The following is a 14826-nucleotide window of genomic DNA, read 5'->3' as shown; positions in this document are numbered from 1 at the left end:
CCGATCACGACTCGACTCCGTCGTCCGTGCGTGCGAGGGTCGACAGTGCGTCGACCAGTGCATCGATCACGTGGAATGCGGAGGGAACCGCGTCACCGGCGCGGGCGACGTCGAACATCGAACTCCGGTGATCACCGACGGCGTAGGTCGATGTGTAGCCGTCACTGCGTGTACGCGGCCCCTCGATCTGCGACGGGAGATCGGTGAGTCCCGAGGCGTGGCAGATCGCTGTCGCGAGCTCGACCTGGTCGAGGGTGAGGCGGGTCGTCGCGGCTGCGTCGGTCTCGACGATCGTGCACTCACCGTCCCCGCGCAACTCGCACGATGACCGGGTCAGACCGGCGATCCCTCCTCGGATGGATCGTGAGAACACGACCGTCGCCACATCGTGGTCATTCGACATTCTTCTCCCGCTTCGTGCCCGCGCAGACACGCCGCGCCCCCCGTGATGCCGTCACCAGATGGGACGGCGACTGCGAACCTACTCCGCGCCTCCGGTGCTGTCGACCCCCGGATCGTCGGCGCCGAGGAGGAATGTCGTCATCCCGATCGCCCGCTGTTGCGCGGATGCTGACGAGCGGCGCGTTCGTTGCCGCGCTTGTAGTTGCCGGTGAGTCGCGCCATGAGTTCCTGAGCGTCTCGCTCGTCGCCGGCGTCGACCTCCTCGACGAAGTCGCGCGCCCGACGCCCCCGCAGCGTCGTGGCGACGGTCCCGTGATGACGCACGACGACGTCACCGGACTTCCTCATCTCCCACTCGAACCCGCTGGCCCCCGGCACGTGGAGAGTGTGACCGATCCGATCAGCCGATGTCCATTGCCGTTGCCATTGGCCATTGCCCATTGCCATTGCCACTGACGACGATGTCAGACGAAGCTCAACTGACCAGCTCTGGCCACTGCCCCAGCTCCGGCATGCGTCCCGGTCCCGGTCCCGGTCGCGGCCTTGGCTCCGACCCGGGCCCCGGCAGCGGCACGAGAGCGAGCAACTCGAGACCCAACCCCAGCGCCCGCTCCAGCACCGGCGGGCGTCGGGGCGCCCGACCTCCCCGGCTCTCGGCCGATCCGTGTCGACTCGGAGTGGATCGACACGTCTCGGCGGCTCGGGGCCCGTGATGTGGCCGCGGCATCCGGAACCCTGGGAGACGGCAGCCTGGTGATCCCCCGGTGACCGGGGAGGGCGGCTGACCTCGACGCTGCCGTCCGGATGGCGAATCGTGAACTCGTGGCCATTGCCGTCGACCGTCCAACCGGGTTGGTGGGTGAGCGAGTGGTGGTGGTGGCAGAGCAGCGCACACGTGGACTCGTTGGTTCGACCCTCGTGACCCCACTCGGTGACGTGGTGCGCGTCGCACCAGGTTGCTCGAATGGCGCAGCCGGGCCAGCGGCCGTGTCGGTCGCGTGCGACCAGCGCGAGGAACAGGTTCTCGGACACGAGTCGGTTCTCCCGCCCGAAGTCGAGGATCGACGACCCGGGACCGACGACGACCCGGTGGATCCCGGCATCGCACGCCATCTGGCGAACGGCGTCTGCATCGACCGTGGGCCCGGCGTGCGTGACGCCGCGCGCCGCTCCACGCTCGACGATCGTCTCGAACGGGACGGTGACCAGCGCCTTCGCATTCGACCGTCCGCCGTGGATGGCGCCATTCGAGGCCGCCTTGGCGAGTTGCACGAGCGCGTCGGCACAGCGTTGATCCCGTCGACGGCCCGAGTCGTCGAAGGCCGACTCGTTCATGATCGCGTCGAGCGTGGTCCGCACGATCATGCGGAGTCGGGTTCCAGCAGCCCGTCGATCCTCGTCATGCCGTCGGCCTGCCCGGTCAGATGCAGGACTCGTCGGGCACGTTGCCGCTCGGCACGGCTCGCCTCGTTCGCGGCGTCGTTGCGTGCCCGCCAGTTCTCCGCTGCAGGGCGAACCGAGTTCAGCGGGAGTTCGGAGATCTCGTCGATGATGGCCGCGTCGAGCACGATCCCGTCGGCGGCACCGACTGCTGCCGCAGCCTTGTCGTTCGAGATCCGACCGGAGGTGACCGCATCGGCCAACTCCGTCGACTTCGACATCGCCTCGCCGAGTTCGGCGGCGATGCGGTTCCTGTGGGTGGACGTTCCGGTTTCACGCCCGACCCACTCGGCCGTGTCGCGGGCGCCGGTTCCGAGGTGCGCCCCGGCACGTTGTGCAGCATGAGTCATCCGGGCGAACGAGGCTTCGAGACGGGACAGACCGCTCCGGAACTCCGCGAGCGACGTGCGCAGTCGCGTGGCATCGACGGCGTCGAGATCGATCTGCGCACAGCGGTCGGCGGCCTCGCCGATCGCCTCGCTGATCTCCACATGGACCCACGTACTCTGGGGGTACTCCAGGTTTTTCGGTGCCGGGTGTCACGCCCGTTCGTGGGAACTCCCGATCGTCGGCCGACGTCTGATGGGGATGAAGCGGAAGAAGACCTCACTCGCAGTCATGACGGTCGTCGCCATGCTCGGCGTCGGTTGCGGAGCCTCGGACGACTCGTCGTCGGCGGCCCCGTCGTCCCCCGCCCCGTCGTCGCCGGGGGAACCCGACTCGACGACCGGCGACTCGACCCCGACCACACCGGCAGAGGACCAGACCATGACGACCATCTCGGGTGAACTCACCTACCGCCAGCGCATCGCACTGATCCCCGGGGGAACGGCGACGGTCACCGTGAGCGATGTCTCGCTGCAGGACGTCGCCGCCCCCGTGATCGCCGAGGTCGAGATCGAGCTCGAGGATCGGCAGGTGCCGATCCCGTTCGACCTGGAGTTCGACGCGACCGGTCTCGACCCGAGAGGTGTGTACTCGGTGCGCGCCACGATCACCGGACCCGAGGGTGACCTGCAGTGGACCACCGACACCGTCAACCCGATCGACCCCACCCGGACCGAGATCGACCTCGGGGCGATCGTGCTGGTCCAGGTCACGGGCTCGCAGGACACCCCACCCGGCACGGACGACACCGCGCCCGATCCGTCGTCGTTCGTCGGTGAGTGGAACGTGGTCGACATCGGTGGGACGCCGGTGCTCGACGACGCGCCGGCCACGATGGTCTTCGACACCGAGGGGAACCTCGGAGGGACCACGGGCTGCAACTCCTGGGGGACGACGTACAGCTCCGAGGACGGCACCGCCTCGATCGACTCCGAGATCGTCATGACGCTGATCGCCTGCTCGGGCGACGTCGGAGCGCAGGAGACGGCCTTCCTCGACATCGTGAACAACGTCAAGAACATCGAGATCGTCGGAGACGGAACGACCCTCGTGGTCACGTCCACCGACGGTGCCGTCCTCACCGCCCGGCGCTGAGCGGACCGCCGTCGCGCGACCCCGTCGGTCGGCCGAACGTCGTCACGGACGCGAGTCGAGGTACGTCCGGCGGAGGTCGGGCGGCCAGTACCGGACGGCCTCGATGGCATCGGCCTCGATCAGCTCTGCCCGGATCTGTTCGTACGCGGAGCAGTTGATCTCGTACTGGTTCCCCCACGGATCGACGAGGTCGATCGCCCAGCACAGGTCGAAGTCGACGATGTGGTCCGGCCTCAGCGGGCCACCGCTCGTGTGGTCGATCTCGCCGGGCAGTGAGCGGACGAACGCGATGAAGGTGTCTGCATCCACGCTGAACGCGACCCCGTTGCTCTGGGGAACCATCGGGTGGCCGTCGGATGTCTCGAACAGCGCCAGCATCGTGTTGCCACCATCGGCGGAGATCTGGAGTGGGCCGCCGTCGACCGCGGTCGCCCAGAAGTCGTACTCGTCGACCGGCTCGAAGCCGAGGTGCTGCGAGTACCACCGGGCGGCGGCGTCGCGATCGGGGACACGGATGTGCACGTGGTCGAGACGCCCGATCCTGAACTTCGGCTGCTTCGACTCCACGTCGTCAACGTAGTTCGGGCGACGAGGGCGCGGTTCGCGGTCGATGCGGGTGATCGCTCAGTCCGTGGCCATCGGGCTCAGTACGGAGGGGTCGTCGCCGACGAAGTCGCTCATCTGCTCGGGCGTCCATTCGCGCTGTTCCACCAGGACGAGCCAGTTGCCGGTGTTGTCGCGGATCAGCGCTTCGACGCCGTAGGGCCGTTCCTCCGGTTGCTGGATCACGACGACGCCCTTGGCCTCGAGGTCGGCGACGGTCGCCGTGCAGTCGTCGACGTCGAGTCCGATCGCGAACGTCCCGCCTTCGTCGAGCGCCCGTTCGATCGACGCCGAGAACTCCGGTGACTGCGGTGGGCCCGGCGTGGTGAGGTGCACGTGCAGTTCCGGTTGCGACGGGTGCCCGACGGTGCACCAGCGGAAGTCGTCGCCGAGCTGCACGTCGTCGCGCTCCTCGAAGCCGAGCACGTCGATGTAGAAGGCCTTGGACGACTCGATGTCCTTGACCCAGACGGTGGTGAGGGAGATGTTGTTGATCACCGGGTCGACCATAGGGAGATCGGCGTCGGGGGGCTTCTCCTCGCTTGCGAAGGTCGCGATGTGGGTGCGTGCGGGCCGGTGTCGGCCGATCCTGATCCGGCAGTCCCGGCGATCTACGTTGCGGAGATGAGCCTGACCGGTCGTTGTCTGTGTGGTGTCGTGTCGTACGAGTTGACGGGCGACGTGATCGCCACGGCGGTGTGCCACTGCGACCACTGCCAACGTCAGAGCGGCGGCGCGTTCTCGGTCAATCTCGTCGCACACGAGTCGCAACTGGCGGTCACCGGTGAGCTCACCACGTACGGGGACACGGGCGACGACGGCGGTGACACGGTGTACGTCCGTCGGCGCTTCTGCGGTTCGTGTGGCTCGCCGATCGTGTCCGACCTCGTCGAGTCGGCGGGCATCATCGCGGTGAAGGCGGGGACGCTCGACGACACGTCCGGTGTCCGTCCGACCGTCGAGGCGTGGTGTGAGCGCAAGCAGCCGTGGGTCGACCTGCCCGGAATGGACGTGTCGCTCGACCGCGAGTGACGGTGCGGTGCGCGAGCGGGAGTCGGTGCGAGCCGTCGTCCCTCCCGCGACGTCAGGACGGTGACGCCGGTGGGTCGGTTCGTCGCTCTGCGAGGCCCCACATGAACACGAAGCAGCCGGGGATCCTCGGCGCACCCGTCGCGTAGCGACGTTGGAACGCGCCCGGTGTCTCGCCGACGAGGTCCTTGAACCGGGTGCCGAACGAACCGAGGCTCGAGTAGCCGACGGCGAAGCACACCTCGGTGACGGTCAGGTTCGTTGCACGCAACAGGTCCTGGGCCCGCTCGATGCGCCGATGGGTCAGGTGCGTGGCGGGGGTGACCCCGTAGGTCGCCGTGAAGAGGCGGTGGAAGTGGAACTTGGACACACCGGCGACCGAGGACAGTCGATCGAGATCGATGGACTCGCTGAAGTGACGGTCGATGTGGTCGCGGGCATGGCGGAGATGGACCAGGACGTCGCCGGGTACCCGCAACCGGGGCTCTGCTGCGGAAGGCTCGTGGCCGCTGTCGGGTGTGCCCACGGCATCACGCTACGCGCGCCGTGCATCGCTCCCGGGCGCGGCTCGGCCCTCCCGCTCGGCTCGATCACGGAGCGGACGGATCCTGATCACACACGTCGTACGACCTACCTTGCGGAGATGAGATGGAGCGAAGGCCGATGAGCGACCACACCACGACGGGAACGGACTGGTGGCGCAACGCCGTCGTGTACCAGATCTACCCGCGGTCGTTCGCCGACGGGAACGGTGACGGAACCGGCGACATCGCCGGGATGCGGGCCCGACTCCCGTACCTCGCGGAGCTCGGCATCGACGCGATCTGGGTCAACCCCTGGTATCGCTCTCCGCTGAACGACGGTGGCTACGACGTGGCCGACTACCGCAACATCGACGAACGGTTCGGGTCGATCGACGATGCCCAGGCGTTCGTCGACGAGGCGGGCGGTCACGGCATCCGGGTGATCGTCGACCTCGTCCCGAATCACACCTCCTCCGAGCACGCGTGGTTCCAGGCGGCGCTGGCCGCCGGACCCGGTTCACCCGAGCGGGAGCGTTACCACTTCCTCCCGGGCCGGGGCGACGACGGCGAACTCCCACCCAGCGACTGGACGTCGGTCTTCGGGGGTCGCGCCTGGGAACGTTGTCCCGACGGGGAGTGGTACCTGCATCTCTTCGACAGCACGCAGCCCGACCTGAACTGGGAGCACCCCGAGGTCCGCGCCGAGTTCGAGAGCATCCTGCGATTCTGGCTCGACCGTGGCGTCGCCGGGTTCCGGGTCGACGTGGCCCACGCGCTCGCCAAGCACCCCGACTACGAGGACGTCGGTGACCGCGACCAGCGCGACGGGCCGCGTTGGACCGAGGGCCATCCGTTCTGGGACCGTGACGAGATCCACCCGATCATCCGCAGCTGGCGACGTGTCCTCGACGAGTACGACGACCGGATGATGGTGGCAGAGGCGTGGGTCCGAGCGGATCGACGCCCGCTCTACCTGCGACCCGACGAGTACCACCAGGCGTTCGACTTCGAGTTCCTCTCGGCCGACTGGGACGCCGAGCAGTTCGGCGGGATCATCGAGCAGTCGACGACCGCAGCCCGCGACGTCGGGTCGAACCCGACCTGGGTGCTGTCGAACCACGACGTCGTCCGCCACGCCACCCGCTACGGCCTCCCGGGTGGAACCGACTCGGCCGCCTGGCTCCTGGACGGTCCCCACCACCTGCTCGATGCCGAGCAAGGTCACCGTCGTGCCCGGGCCGCGGCGCTGTTGACGCTCGCACTCCCTGGGTCGGCCTACGTGTACCAGGGTGAGGAGTTGGGCCTTCCCGAGGCGTGGGACCTGTCGACCGACGTGCTCGACGATCCGGTCTGGACGGACTCCGGCCATCGCCGCAAGGGCCGCGACGGCTGCCGGGTTCCGATTCCGTGGGAGGCGACCGGCCCCTCGCTCGGCTTCGGCGACGCCGAGGGCTGGCTGCCCCAACCCGTCGGATACGCCGCGCTCGCCGCAGCGGTCCAGCACGACGACGACGGCTCGACCCTGAACCTCTACCGCAGCGCGCTGAGGATCCGCCGCGAGCACTTCACCGCCGACTTCGACATCACCATGATCGACCTGGGCGCCGACGTGCTGGCGTTCGAGCGTGGGAACGGTGCACGTTGCGTCGTCAACATGGGAGCGGTGCCGATCGCGATCCCCGAGGGCGTCGTGCTGCTGGCGTCCGCGCCGCTCGACGACGGGGAACTCCCGGCCGACGCCGCGGTCTGGCTCGCCGACCACTGATCCCGGCACGTCGAGCGACGAGTCGACGCCGCACGTCGATCTCAGTCCGTGGCGCGACCTGTGCCGAACGAGAGTGGCGTGTCCGACCTCCTGAATCGCAGGTTCAGCTTCAGCGTGCCGAGCATGATGCCGGGTTGGTGGAGCCAGTCGTTGTCGTCGCCGTACCCGATCGTGTCGAGTCGGTCGAGCAGGACACCCCAGGCGATCTGTTGCTCGATGCGTGACAACGTCGCACCCGGGCAGACACGCGGGCCGGCGGAGAAGGTCACGTGGCGCGACACTCCGGCTCGGTCGACGTCGAGATCGAACGGGCAGTCGAACTCGTCGGGGTCGACGTTGGCCGCACCGAAGCGGAGGTGCAGGAGAGATCCGGACGGCACGCGGACTCCCTGGAACGTCTCGTCGTGGGCGGTGATGCGCGTCGACAGGCCGTGGGTCGGCGAACGCATCCGCATCGCCTCCTCGACGAAGTTGCGCAGCTTCGAACGATCCGTGCGCAGCCGTTCGAACAGGCCCGGATGCTCGCACAGCAGTTGCGCCTGCTCCTCCAGGGCGTACTGCGTGGTCTCGAGCCCGCCGATGACCATCGCGTGAACGATCCCGGCGATCTCGAGGTCGGTGAGCCGGCGATCCAGCGCGTCGTAGTGGACGTCGCAGAGGAAGCTGACCATGTCGTCCTGCGGGTCGGCTCGCTTCGCGGTGACGTGGTCGTAGACGTACTCCTGGAACCCGTCGAGACGGGCGAGCATGTCGCTCGTCTGCTCGGCGGTGAGTTCGTGCTTGAGCCCCGTGCCGTGGACGAACGGTGCGACCACCGCATCACCCCACGCCGCCAGCCGAGGAATGTCCTCCTGGGGGAAGCCGAGGATGTCGGCCATGACCCGTTGCGGCAGCGGGCGTGCGAACCGACCGATGAACTCGACGACCCCGGGTGCGGCGAGATCGGTGTCGTCCGCACCGGTCGCTGAGGCTGCGTCGGTGTCGTCGATCCATTCGTCGAGCAGGTCGTTCGCGTGTCTCGTGATCATGGCCCGGTGACGCAGTGCGCCGGGCCCGACCCACGGATCGGTGAGCTCACGCCGATGCCGGTTGTACAGCTCCTGCGTGGGTCGCAACGACACCATCGATGCTGTCATCAGATTGCGATGAGCCTCGTAGGTGTCCTCCGCCGACAGACCCTGCTCGACGAACCGGCCGAGCCGCTCCGTCGTCAGGCTCGGGAAGCGTTCCGGATCGCGGATCACCTGCGATACGTCGGCGTGCTTCGTCAGGACGAACGCGTCCGTACCGGGCGTGACACCCCCTCCGTGGATGCGCAGGACGGGTGCCTCGCGGTGGAGGATCTCGTACGCCTCGTACCAGTGCTCCTGGGCGCCGTCGCCGAACAGGTCGACGTCCTCGAGCGCGACGGGGCACCGCATCGCGCTGAGTTCGTGGTTGACGTGCTGGGATGACGACATGTGATGAACCTCTGGCCCGGACGACAGCCAGATGTATCAGATCGACGTCGGCGGCCCGCTGGCGGGGCCGACGGCGATCGGTTCCGCAACCGCCCGTGCTCGGCGATAGAACGACATGTCCATGATCGAGGCGACGTGAAACAGCAGTTGGTGCTCGGTCCGCTCCTGCGGTGGGTGGGTGAGACATCGGCCACCGTGTGGGTGGAGACCGCGCGACCGGGTCGGGTCGAGGTCCTCGGCCACGGCGCCGACACGTTCGAGGTCTCCGGGCACCACTATGCGTTGGTGATCGTCGAGGGACTCGTGCCCGATTCGATCACGCCGTACGAGGTCCACGTCGACGGCGTGCAGGAGTGGCCGCTCGCCGGGCGCCACGATCCGCCGAGTGTCATCCAGACCTCCGGCAGTGAGACGACCCCGCGGTTGCTCATCGGTTCGTGCCGAGCGGCTGCACCTCACGAGCCGCCGTACACGCTCGATCTGGCGATGAACTCCGAGGGCCGCGGCGTCGACACGCTGTGGGCGCACGCGGAGCGAATGAAGTCCGAGCCACCGTCGGAGTGGCCGTCGCTGGTCGTGTTCGCCGGGGATCAGATCTACGCCGACGACTCGTCTCCGCAGGCTCGCGAACGGATCGAGGAGCGGCGCGCCGAGAGCGTCGACCTCGATTCGTCGAAGGTCCACGACTACGACGAGTACTGCTGGCTGTACTCCGAAGCGTGGTCCGCGCCGCCCGAGCGCTGGCTGTTGTCGACGGTGCCGTCGGCGATGATCTTCGACGATCACGACATGATCGACGACTGGAACATCTCGGCGTCCTGGATCGCCGACATGCGCGACGAGGAGACGTGGCGCGAGCGGGCCGTCAACGGCATGATGTCGTACTGGGTCCACCAGCACCTCGGGAACCTGTCGCCGGATCGGATCCGTGAGGACGGGATGCTCGACCGGCTGGTTGCGTCCGATGACCCGACGGGCGTCCTCCGGGCGTGGGCCGTCGAGTGCTTCGAGGCCGCCGGCACGGAAGGCGGATGTCAGTTCAGCTACTCGCGCCGGGTCGGGAACGTGACCGTGGTCGTCGTCGACTGTCGGAACGGGCGGGTGCTCACCGACGAGGAGCGCCTGATGGTGCAGCGCAGCGAGTGGGAGGACATCCGGTCTGCAGCGATGGAGGCCGACGGGCACGTCCTGTTCGTCACGTCGCTCCCGGTGTTCCTGGCCGACGGCATCCACGACCTGCACGTGTGGAGCCAGCGGCTGTGCGCCGGATCGTGGGGACGACCCGGACGGCGAATCGGCGAACGCGTCCGGCGTGCTCTCGACCTCGAGGACTGGCCGGCCTTCCCCGAGTCCTTCGCGATGTTCCGGACACTGATCGACGACCTGCGGGCCCGACCCGACCCGCCGCGCTCGATCGTGGTCGCGTCCGGGGACATCCACTTCAGCTACGCCGCCCGGGTCGCCTCGTTCGATTCCGACGGACCGGACGTGTGGCAGATCGTCAGTTCGCCGATTCGCAACGCGCTGATCCCGCACGAGCGGGGCGCGATGAGGTTCTCGTTGACCCGATCGGGCGCACGAGTCGGCAGCATGCTGCGCCGTCTGGCTCGTGGCGGCGACACGCGCCCGGTCATCGACGTCGTGGCCGGGCCGTTCTTCGCCAACAACATGTGCGAGGTGATCTACGAGAGCGATCGGATCGAGGTCGCGTTCGAGCAGTCGACCAGCAGCGACGGCGACGAACCGGACCTGAACGAAGTGGGTCGTCTGACGCTCTGACCGGCGCGTGCCACTACGCTCGCTGCGCCGGCGGCCACGTCGATGACACACGAGCGAGGACAGATGAACGGATGAACGAGTCCGAGCCGAATCCGCGTCCGGATGCATCACCACCTCAGGACGACTCCGCAGTGGCGCAGGTGGCGCAGGAGGCCGAGCGCGTCCGCCACGTCGAGATCCCCCTTCCGTCGTTGATCGTGCTGGGCCTGATCGTCGTCGGGACGATCCTGCTCCTCCGGGCGATCGACCGGACGCAGCAACTGGTCGCGCTGGCGATGCTCGCCGCCGTCGTGTCGGCCGTGCTGGCACCGGCGATCGCATCGCTCCAGCGCCTCGTCGGGCGGACCGCCGCGACGATCCTGATCTTCGTCTCCCTGTTCTTCCTGCTCGCCGGCGGGACCGGGCTGGTGCTGCAACAGATCCGATCGGAGTCCGACGCACTGTCCGAGTTCGCCCAGGAGCAGATCGACGCCGCCGACGGGGAGTCGAGCGACATCCTCCGACGGAGCGACCTCGACGAACGACTCGGGGACGCCGCAGCGACGTGGGGAACCGATGCGATCGTCGGGGACGGCGATGCCACGGGAATCGCGACCCGCGTGTCGGAACTCACGATCGTGATCGTGCTCGGCGTGTTCTTCACGCTGCAGGGAGGCTCGATCGTCGACTGGGCGATCGGGACGACGCGGGATCGTCGGCGTCGGCAGCATCGGCGAGCGATGTGGTCGACGGGAACGATGGCCGCAGCGTCGTACCTGCGACGCAATCTGCTCGTTGCAACCGTGAGTGGCCTGGGTGCGTCGGCGCTCGCTGCGTCGTTCGGACTCCCGGCCATCGTCCTGATCGGATTCTGGGCGGCGTTGTTGTCCGTCGTGCCCCTGCTCGGAACCGTCGTCGGCTGGGCGCCGATCGTGGTGCTCGCGGTCATCGACACGTCGGAGAGGACCGCGCTCGTCGTCGGAACGATCGCGGCGGCCGGTGTGATCGCGGTGAACGTGCTGAGAGCGCGGGTGGTCACGGCGCCCGTGCAGCCCGGATCGTTCATCATCGCGATGAGCATCGCCTGCGGTGTCACCGCAGCCGGGATCCCGGGTGCCACGGCGACGATGTTCGCTGCGGTGGCCGTGGTGACGGTCATCGGCCATCCTCGCTTCTCCGAGCGCGACGATGCCGAGGACGGCGGAGAGGACCCGGGAGATGCTCCCCCGGTCGACGTGCTCGCAACGGTGCCGCTGTCGTCGGTCGTCCTGGAGGAACTGGCCGATCGCCCGACGCCATCCGCCGAACCACGCGACGGGGGTCGCGGTTCGCTCGTCCTCACGTTGTCACGACGAACCGCCTTGCAGATCACGGCCCTCGTCATCGCTGCGTTCGTCGTGCAGCTCGCGATCACCCGGATCGGGCCGATCCTGGTGTGGGCCGTGGTCGGCGCGCTGATCGCCATCGGCCTCGATCGTCCGGTGTCGTGGGCCCAGAGGCGGCTCCACGTCGGTCGCCCGGTCGTGGTGATCGTGTCGGCCGTCGTCGCGGCGTGTGCGATCGCCGGGCTCGCGGTGACCGCCACCTCGGGCGACTCCGTGGACGACGCCCAGCCGATGGATCAGGGCGTCTCCGAACTCGTCGACACCTTGACCTCGCTGCCCATCGTCGGTGACTCCTTGGCAGACGCCGACATCGAGGCCGAGATCGACCGGTTGGAGCAGGATCTGCCCGACCTGATCACCCGGTCGCCCGCGGCCGGGCAGGCTCTCGGCCTGCTCGGAGGCGGAGTGGTCGGTGCGTTCTGGGTCGTTCTGGCGGCCCTCACCTGTCTGCTCGACGGGCCGCGACTCGTGGCGGCGGTCGACCGACGAGTTCCGGCGTCGATCACCCGGCAGACGACTCGGTTGGCCCGGGCGGGCAAGGTCGCGCTCGGCGGGTACGTGGCCGGCGCCGCCGTGGTGGCTGCGATGAACGGCGGGATCGTCCTGCTCCTCGGACTCGCGTTCGGTGTCCCGCTCGTCGCCCTGCTCGCCGTGTGGGCGTTCAGTTGGAACTTCGTCCCTCAGATCGGCGCAGTCATCGGGTGGGCGCCGCTGCTGCTGTTGGCGCTGTTGGAGAGTCCACTGCGCGGGGTGGCGTGCCTGTCGATCTTCGTCGTCTACCAGGTCATCGAGAACAATGCGATCCAACCGACGATCGTGGGCAATGCCGTCGACATCGGCGCGTTGGCGGCGTTGGGTGCGGCACTCGCCGGCGGAACTCTCGCCGGGCTGATCGGCGCGGCACTCGCCATTCCGATCGCAGGCGTCGCCCGAGCCCTGTACCTCGAATCCCGACGCGAGGACTTCCCCGCGATCAGGTCGGGCTCGAAACCGATCCGCGCTCGTCGGGTCCTGCCCTGACCGCTCCGCGGCGGCTGGCTGCGGCGGTCACTCCGGGAGCGGTTCGGTTTCGAGCCAGAAGTGGACGAGGTCGGGAAGTCGAGGCGCCGAGGCGAAGACGGGACCGGATGGATCCGGGTCGGCGTCGGTCGCTCCGGGCACCGCTGTCGAAGGAACGTCGATCCGCCAGCGGATCCCGTCGTGCAGCGGAAGCGCTGCCGTCGGCGACGTCAGCGGCCCGCGCTGGGTGGCGAGTTCGAGCGTGAACGACGTGGCGTCCGGGTCGATCGGTCCGGCCAGTCGGAAGCTGAGGTCGGCGATGCGTCGGCCCGGGACGCCTGCGGGCTCGACCGCGAGGGACTCGTACAGGTTGCCCCGGTCGTCGCGCATCACGAGCAGGGGACCGTAGATCGTGTCCTGGACGCCCATGTCGAGGTAGTCGTCGTCACTGTTCGCGACGCGCAGGCGGACGAGGACGTCGTTCCCCACCGTGTCGACGGCGTCGACGGTCATCGACATGGATCGTTCCGGGGCGTCGACGTGCGGTCCGACCTGGTCGCGGAGCTCGATCGGGGTGTCGGCATCGACGGCCGCGCCGGAGGTCGCGCCGTCGTCGGTCGCACCGCACGCAGCGGTGGACAGGGCCACGATGGCGGCGAGAGCCGTCAGCGAGAGACGGCGACGGGAGCGCCGGGTTCGGGATGCGACCACGTCGGCGTTCACGTCGCCCGGCAACATGTCCATGGATCGGTCCTCGTGTCGACTGGGTGGAACGTCGGGGATTCCTGCGATGCACGAATGATCGTCGGCGCTGTAACCGTTGTCAAGTGTATGATGGTTTCATGTCGTCGGCGCATCCTGTCGATCGGTTCGGTCGGTCGCTTCCGACCTGCGACTGGCCGCCCGATCGCGTCGCACCCGCACGGCTCGAGATGCTCCGACGGTTCTGCAACACGACGAATCTCGAGTCGGGCGCGGACCGCCTCGGCGATGCGAGTGACTTCGCAGAGTGGCTCGCGGAGCAGGGGCACGAGCCGTTCGTCGCCTCGCCGTCCGAACTCCGGCGTTGCATCGCCGTTCGCGAGGCGTTTCGTAGGGGTGCGATCGCGCATCGCGAACGCCGATCCGATCTCCCCGCCATGACGGAGGTGAGGGACCTCGCGGATGACGTTCGATTCGTCGTCGCGACCGACGACCGTGCGCTTCGGATCGTGGTCGACCCCTCCGACGCTCCCGTCCAGCGCTTCATCGGCTCGCTCGTGCTCGCCGTGACCTCCGACGACGCGGGCTCGGGGTGGGTTCGCGTCAAGGCATGTCGTGCGTGTCAATGGGTCGTCTACGACCACAGCAAGAATCGATCGGCCCAGTGGTGTTCGATGTCCGCCTGCGGAGGGCGGTCCAAGGTGCGCCAGCATCGTGCGCGGCGCCGATCGTCGGCAACGAACCCGGCGGGCGACGTCGAACCCCGCCACGACTGATCGGGGCAGCGCTGTCCCGTCGGAGGTCGCGGAGGTCGGAGCGGAGTGTGCGGGGGTGACTCAGTCGGCGAGGTCGAAGGCGGCGGTGACCTTGGTCGGGTGGAGGCGGACGAGGAGTTCGCCGGGAACGCCGTTGCGTTCGCCGAACTCCTCGGCCCGGTCGGCCCCCATGTAGCGGCCTCCGATCAGCGTCGCGAAGCGTCGGACCTCGTCGAGGTCGTCCGACAGTGAGATGGTCCCGTCGACCTTGACGAACGAGTACGGAGGGACCTCGTGGTCGACGACGAGCGACGCACGACCCTCGCGAGCGAACGATCGGCCCTTCCCGGTGCTGGAGCCGGTGTTGAACACGAGGTCCTCGCCGTCGAGGACGAACCAGATCGGCGCGACGTGGGGTGCACCGTTCGATGCGACCCACGCGACCTTCCCGGTTCTCGTGCCGGTGGAGAGGAACTCGCGAACCCGATCGTCAGAGAGCGAAGCCATGACCCAGTCTCGCAG

General features: G+C 68.4%; 14 protein-coding genes and 1 pseudogene. 6 read left to right on the top strand and 9 right to left on the bottom strand.

Translation table 11 applies throughout. From position 1 onward, the window contains the following. Window positions 1-4: 4 nt before the first annotated feature. From ABJK40_RS05830 to ABJK40_RS05820, 3 genes and pseudogenes are all read right to left on the bottom strand, one after another. On the bottom strand, window positions 5-403 hold the full coding sequence (locus tag ABJK40_RS05830; RefSeq protein ID WP_348510194.1) for a hypothetical protein: 399 nt from the start codon (window positions 401-403) through the stop codon (window positions 5-7). Window positions 404-540: 137 nt separating this feature from the next. Further along, window positions 541-2192 (bottom strand): annotated as a pseudogene (locus tag ABJK40_RS05825) (hypothetical protein). Between the two features lie 189 nt (window positions 2193-2381). Further along, the gene (locus ABJK40_RS05820) at window positions 2382-2612 is read right to left on the bottom strand and encodes a hypothetical protein (protein ID WP_348510193.1); all 231 of its coding nucleotides are present in this window, start codon (window positions 2610-2612) and stop codon (window positions 2382-2384) included. On the opposite strand from ABJK40_RS05820, the gene ABJK40_RS05815 reads away from it, so the two are divergent. After that, on the top strand, window positions 2611-3324 hold the full coding sequence (locus tag ABJK40_RS05815) for a YbaY family lipoprotein (RefSeq protein ID WP_348510192.1): 714 nt from the start codon (window positions 2611-2613) through the stop codon (window positions 3322-3324). The genes ABJK40_RS05820 and ABJK40_RS05815 overlap by 2 nt on opposite strands. Window positions 3325-3366: 42 nt before the next feature. On the opposite strand, the gene ABJK40_RS05810 is transcribed toward ABJK40_RS05815, so the two are convergent. Then, window positions 3367-3891, bottom strand: coding sequence for a VOC family protein (locus tag ABJK40_RS05810; RefSeq protein WP_348481966.1), 525 nt, complete (start codon window positions 3889-3891; stop codon window positions 3367-3369). Window positions 3892-3948: 57 nt separating this feature from the next. Then, complete coding sequence (locus tag ABJK40_RS05805; protein WP_348481968.1) at window positions 3949-4425, bottom strand: VOC family protein; 477 nt, start codon at window positions 4423-4425, stop codon at window positions 3949-3951. Window positions 4426-4551: 126 nt separating this feature from the next. Here ABJK40_RS05805 and ABJK40_RS05800 point away from each other — a divergent pair, with 126 nt between their 5' ends. Beyond that, on the top strand, window positions 4552-4959 hold the full coding sequence (locus ABJK40_RS05800) for a GFA family protein (protein ID WP_348481969.1): 408 nt from the start codon (window positions 4552-4554) through the stop codon (window positions 4957-4959). A gap of 52 nt (window positions 4960-5011) precedes the next feature. Here ABJK40_RS05800 and ABJK40_RS05795 read toward each other — a convergent pair whose 3' ends face one another. Further along, the gene (locus tag ABJK40_RS05795; protein ID WP_348481971.1) at window positions 5012-5482 is read right to left on the bottom strand and encodes an AraC family transcriptional regulator; all 471 of its coding nucleotides are present in this window, start codon (window positions 5480-5482) and stop codon (window positions 5012-5014) included. Between the two features lie 137 nt (window positions 5483-5619). On the opposite strand from ABJK40_RS05795, the gene ABJK40_RS05790 reads away from it, so the two are divergent. Beyond that, entirely contained in the window at window positions 5620-7245 is a 1626-nt protein-coding gene (locus ABJK40_RS05790; RefSeq protein ID WP_348481973.1) for a glycoside hydrolase family 13 protein, read from the top strand. Between the two features lie 41 nt (window positions 7246-7286). Here ABJK40_RS05790 and ABJK40_RS05785 read toward each other — a convergent pair whose 3' ends face one another. Next, window positions 7287-8705 carry a cytochrome P450 gene (locus ABJK40_RS05785; RefSeq protein WP_348481975.1) on the bottom strand — a complete coding sequence of 473 codons (1419 nt, stop codon included), beginning with the start codon at window positions 8703-8705 and terminating at the stop codon, window positions 7287-7289. A gap of 135 nt (window positions 8706-8840) precedes the next feature. Between ABJK40_RS05785 and ABJK40_RS05780 the strand changes: the two genes are divergently transcribed. After that, window positions 8841-10484 (top strand): alkaline phosphatase D family protein, encoded by a 1644-nt coding sequence (locus ABJK40_RS05780; RefSeq protein WP_348481977.1) that lies wholly within the window; start codon window positions 8841-8843, stop codon window positions 10482-10484. 71 nt (window positions 10485-10555) lie between these two features. Continuing rightward, window positions 10556-12868: an AI-2E family transporter gene (locus tag ABJK40_RS05775; protein WP_348481978.1), complete on the top strand. Its 2313-nt coding sequence runs from the start codon at window positions 10556-10558 to the stop codon at window positions 12866-12868. Between the two features lie 27 nt (window positions 12869-12895). On the opposite strand, the gene ABJK40_RS05770 is transcribed toward ABJK40_RS05775, so the two are convergent. Further along, window positions 12896-13591: a hypothetical protein gene (locus tag ABJK40_RS05770; protein ID WP_348481980.1), complete on the bottom strand. Its 696-nt coding sequence runs from the start codon at window positions 13589-13591 to the stop codon at window positions 12896-12898. A gap of 98 nt (window positions 13592-13689) precedes the next feature. Here ABJK40_RS05770 and ABJK40_RS05765 point away from each other — a divergent pair, with 98 nt between their 5' ends. Then, window positions 13690-14325, top strand: a complete 636-nt coding sequence (locus tag ABJK40_RS05765) for a CGNR zinc finger domain-containing protein (protein ID WP_348481982.1) — start codon at window positions 13690-13692, stop codon at window positions 14323-14325. 60 nt (window positions 14326-14385) lie between these two features. Here ABJK40_RS05765 and ABJK40_RS05760 read toward each other — a convergent pair whose 3' ends face one another. Then, the gene (locus tag ABJK40_RS05760) at window positions 14386-14811 is read right to left on the bottom strand and encodes a PPOX class F420-dependent oxidoreductase (RefSeq protein ID WP_348481984.1); all 426 of its coding nucleotides are present in this window, start codon (window positions 14809-14811) and stop codon (window positions 14386-14388) included. Window positions 14812-14826: the final 15 nt, after the last annotated feature.

The sequence above is a fragment of the Ilumatobacter sp. genome (assembly GCF_039969435.1).
In the GTDB taxonomy this organism is placed as follows: Bacteria; Actinomycetota; Acidimicrobiia; order Acidimicrobiales; family Ilumatobacteraceae; genus Ilumatobacter_A.
This window is presented reverse-complemented; position numbering and strand designations above follow the sequence as displayed.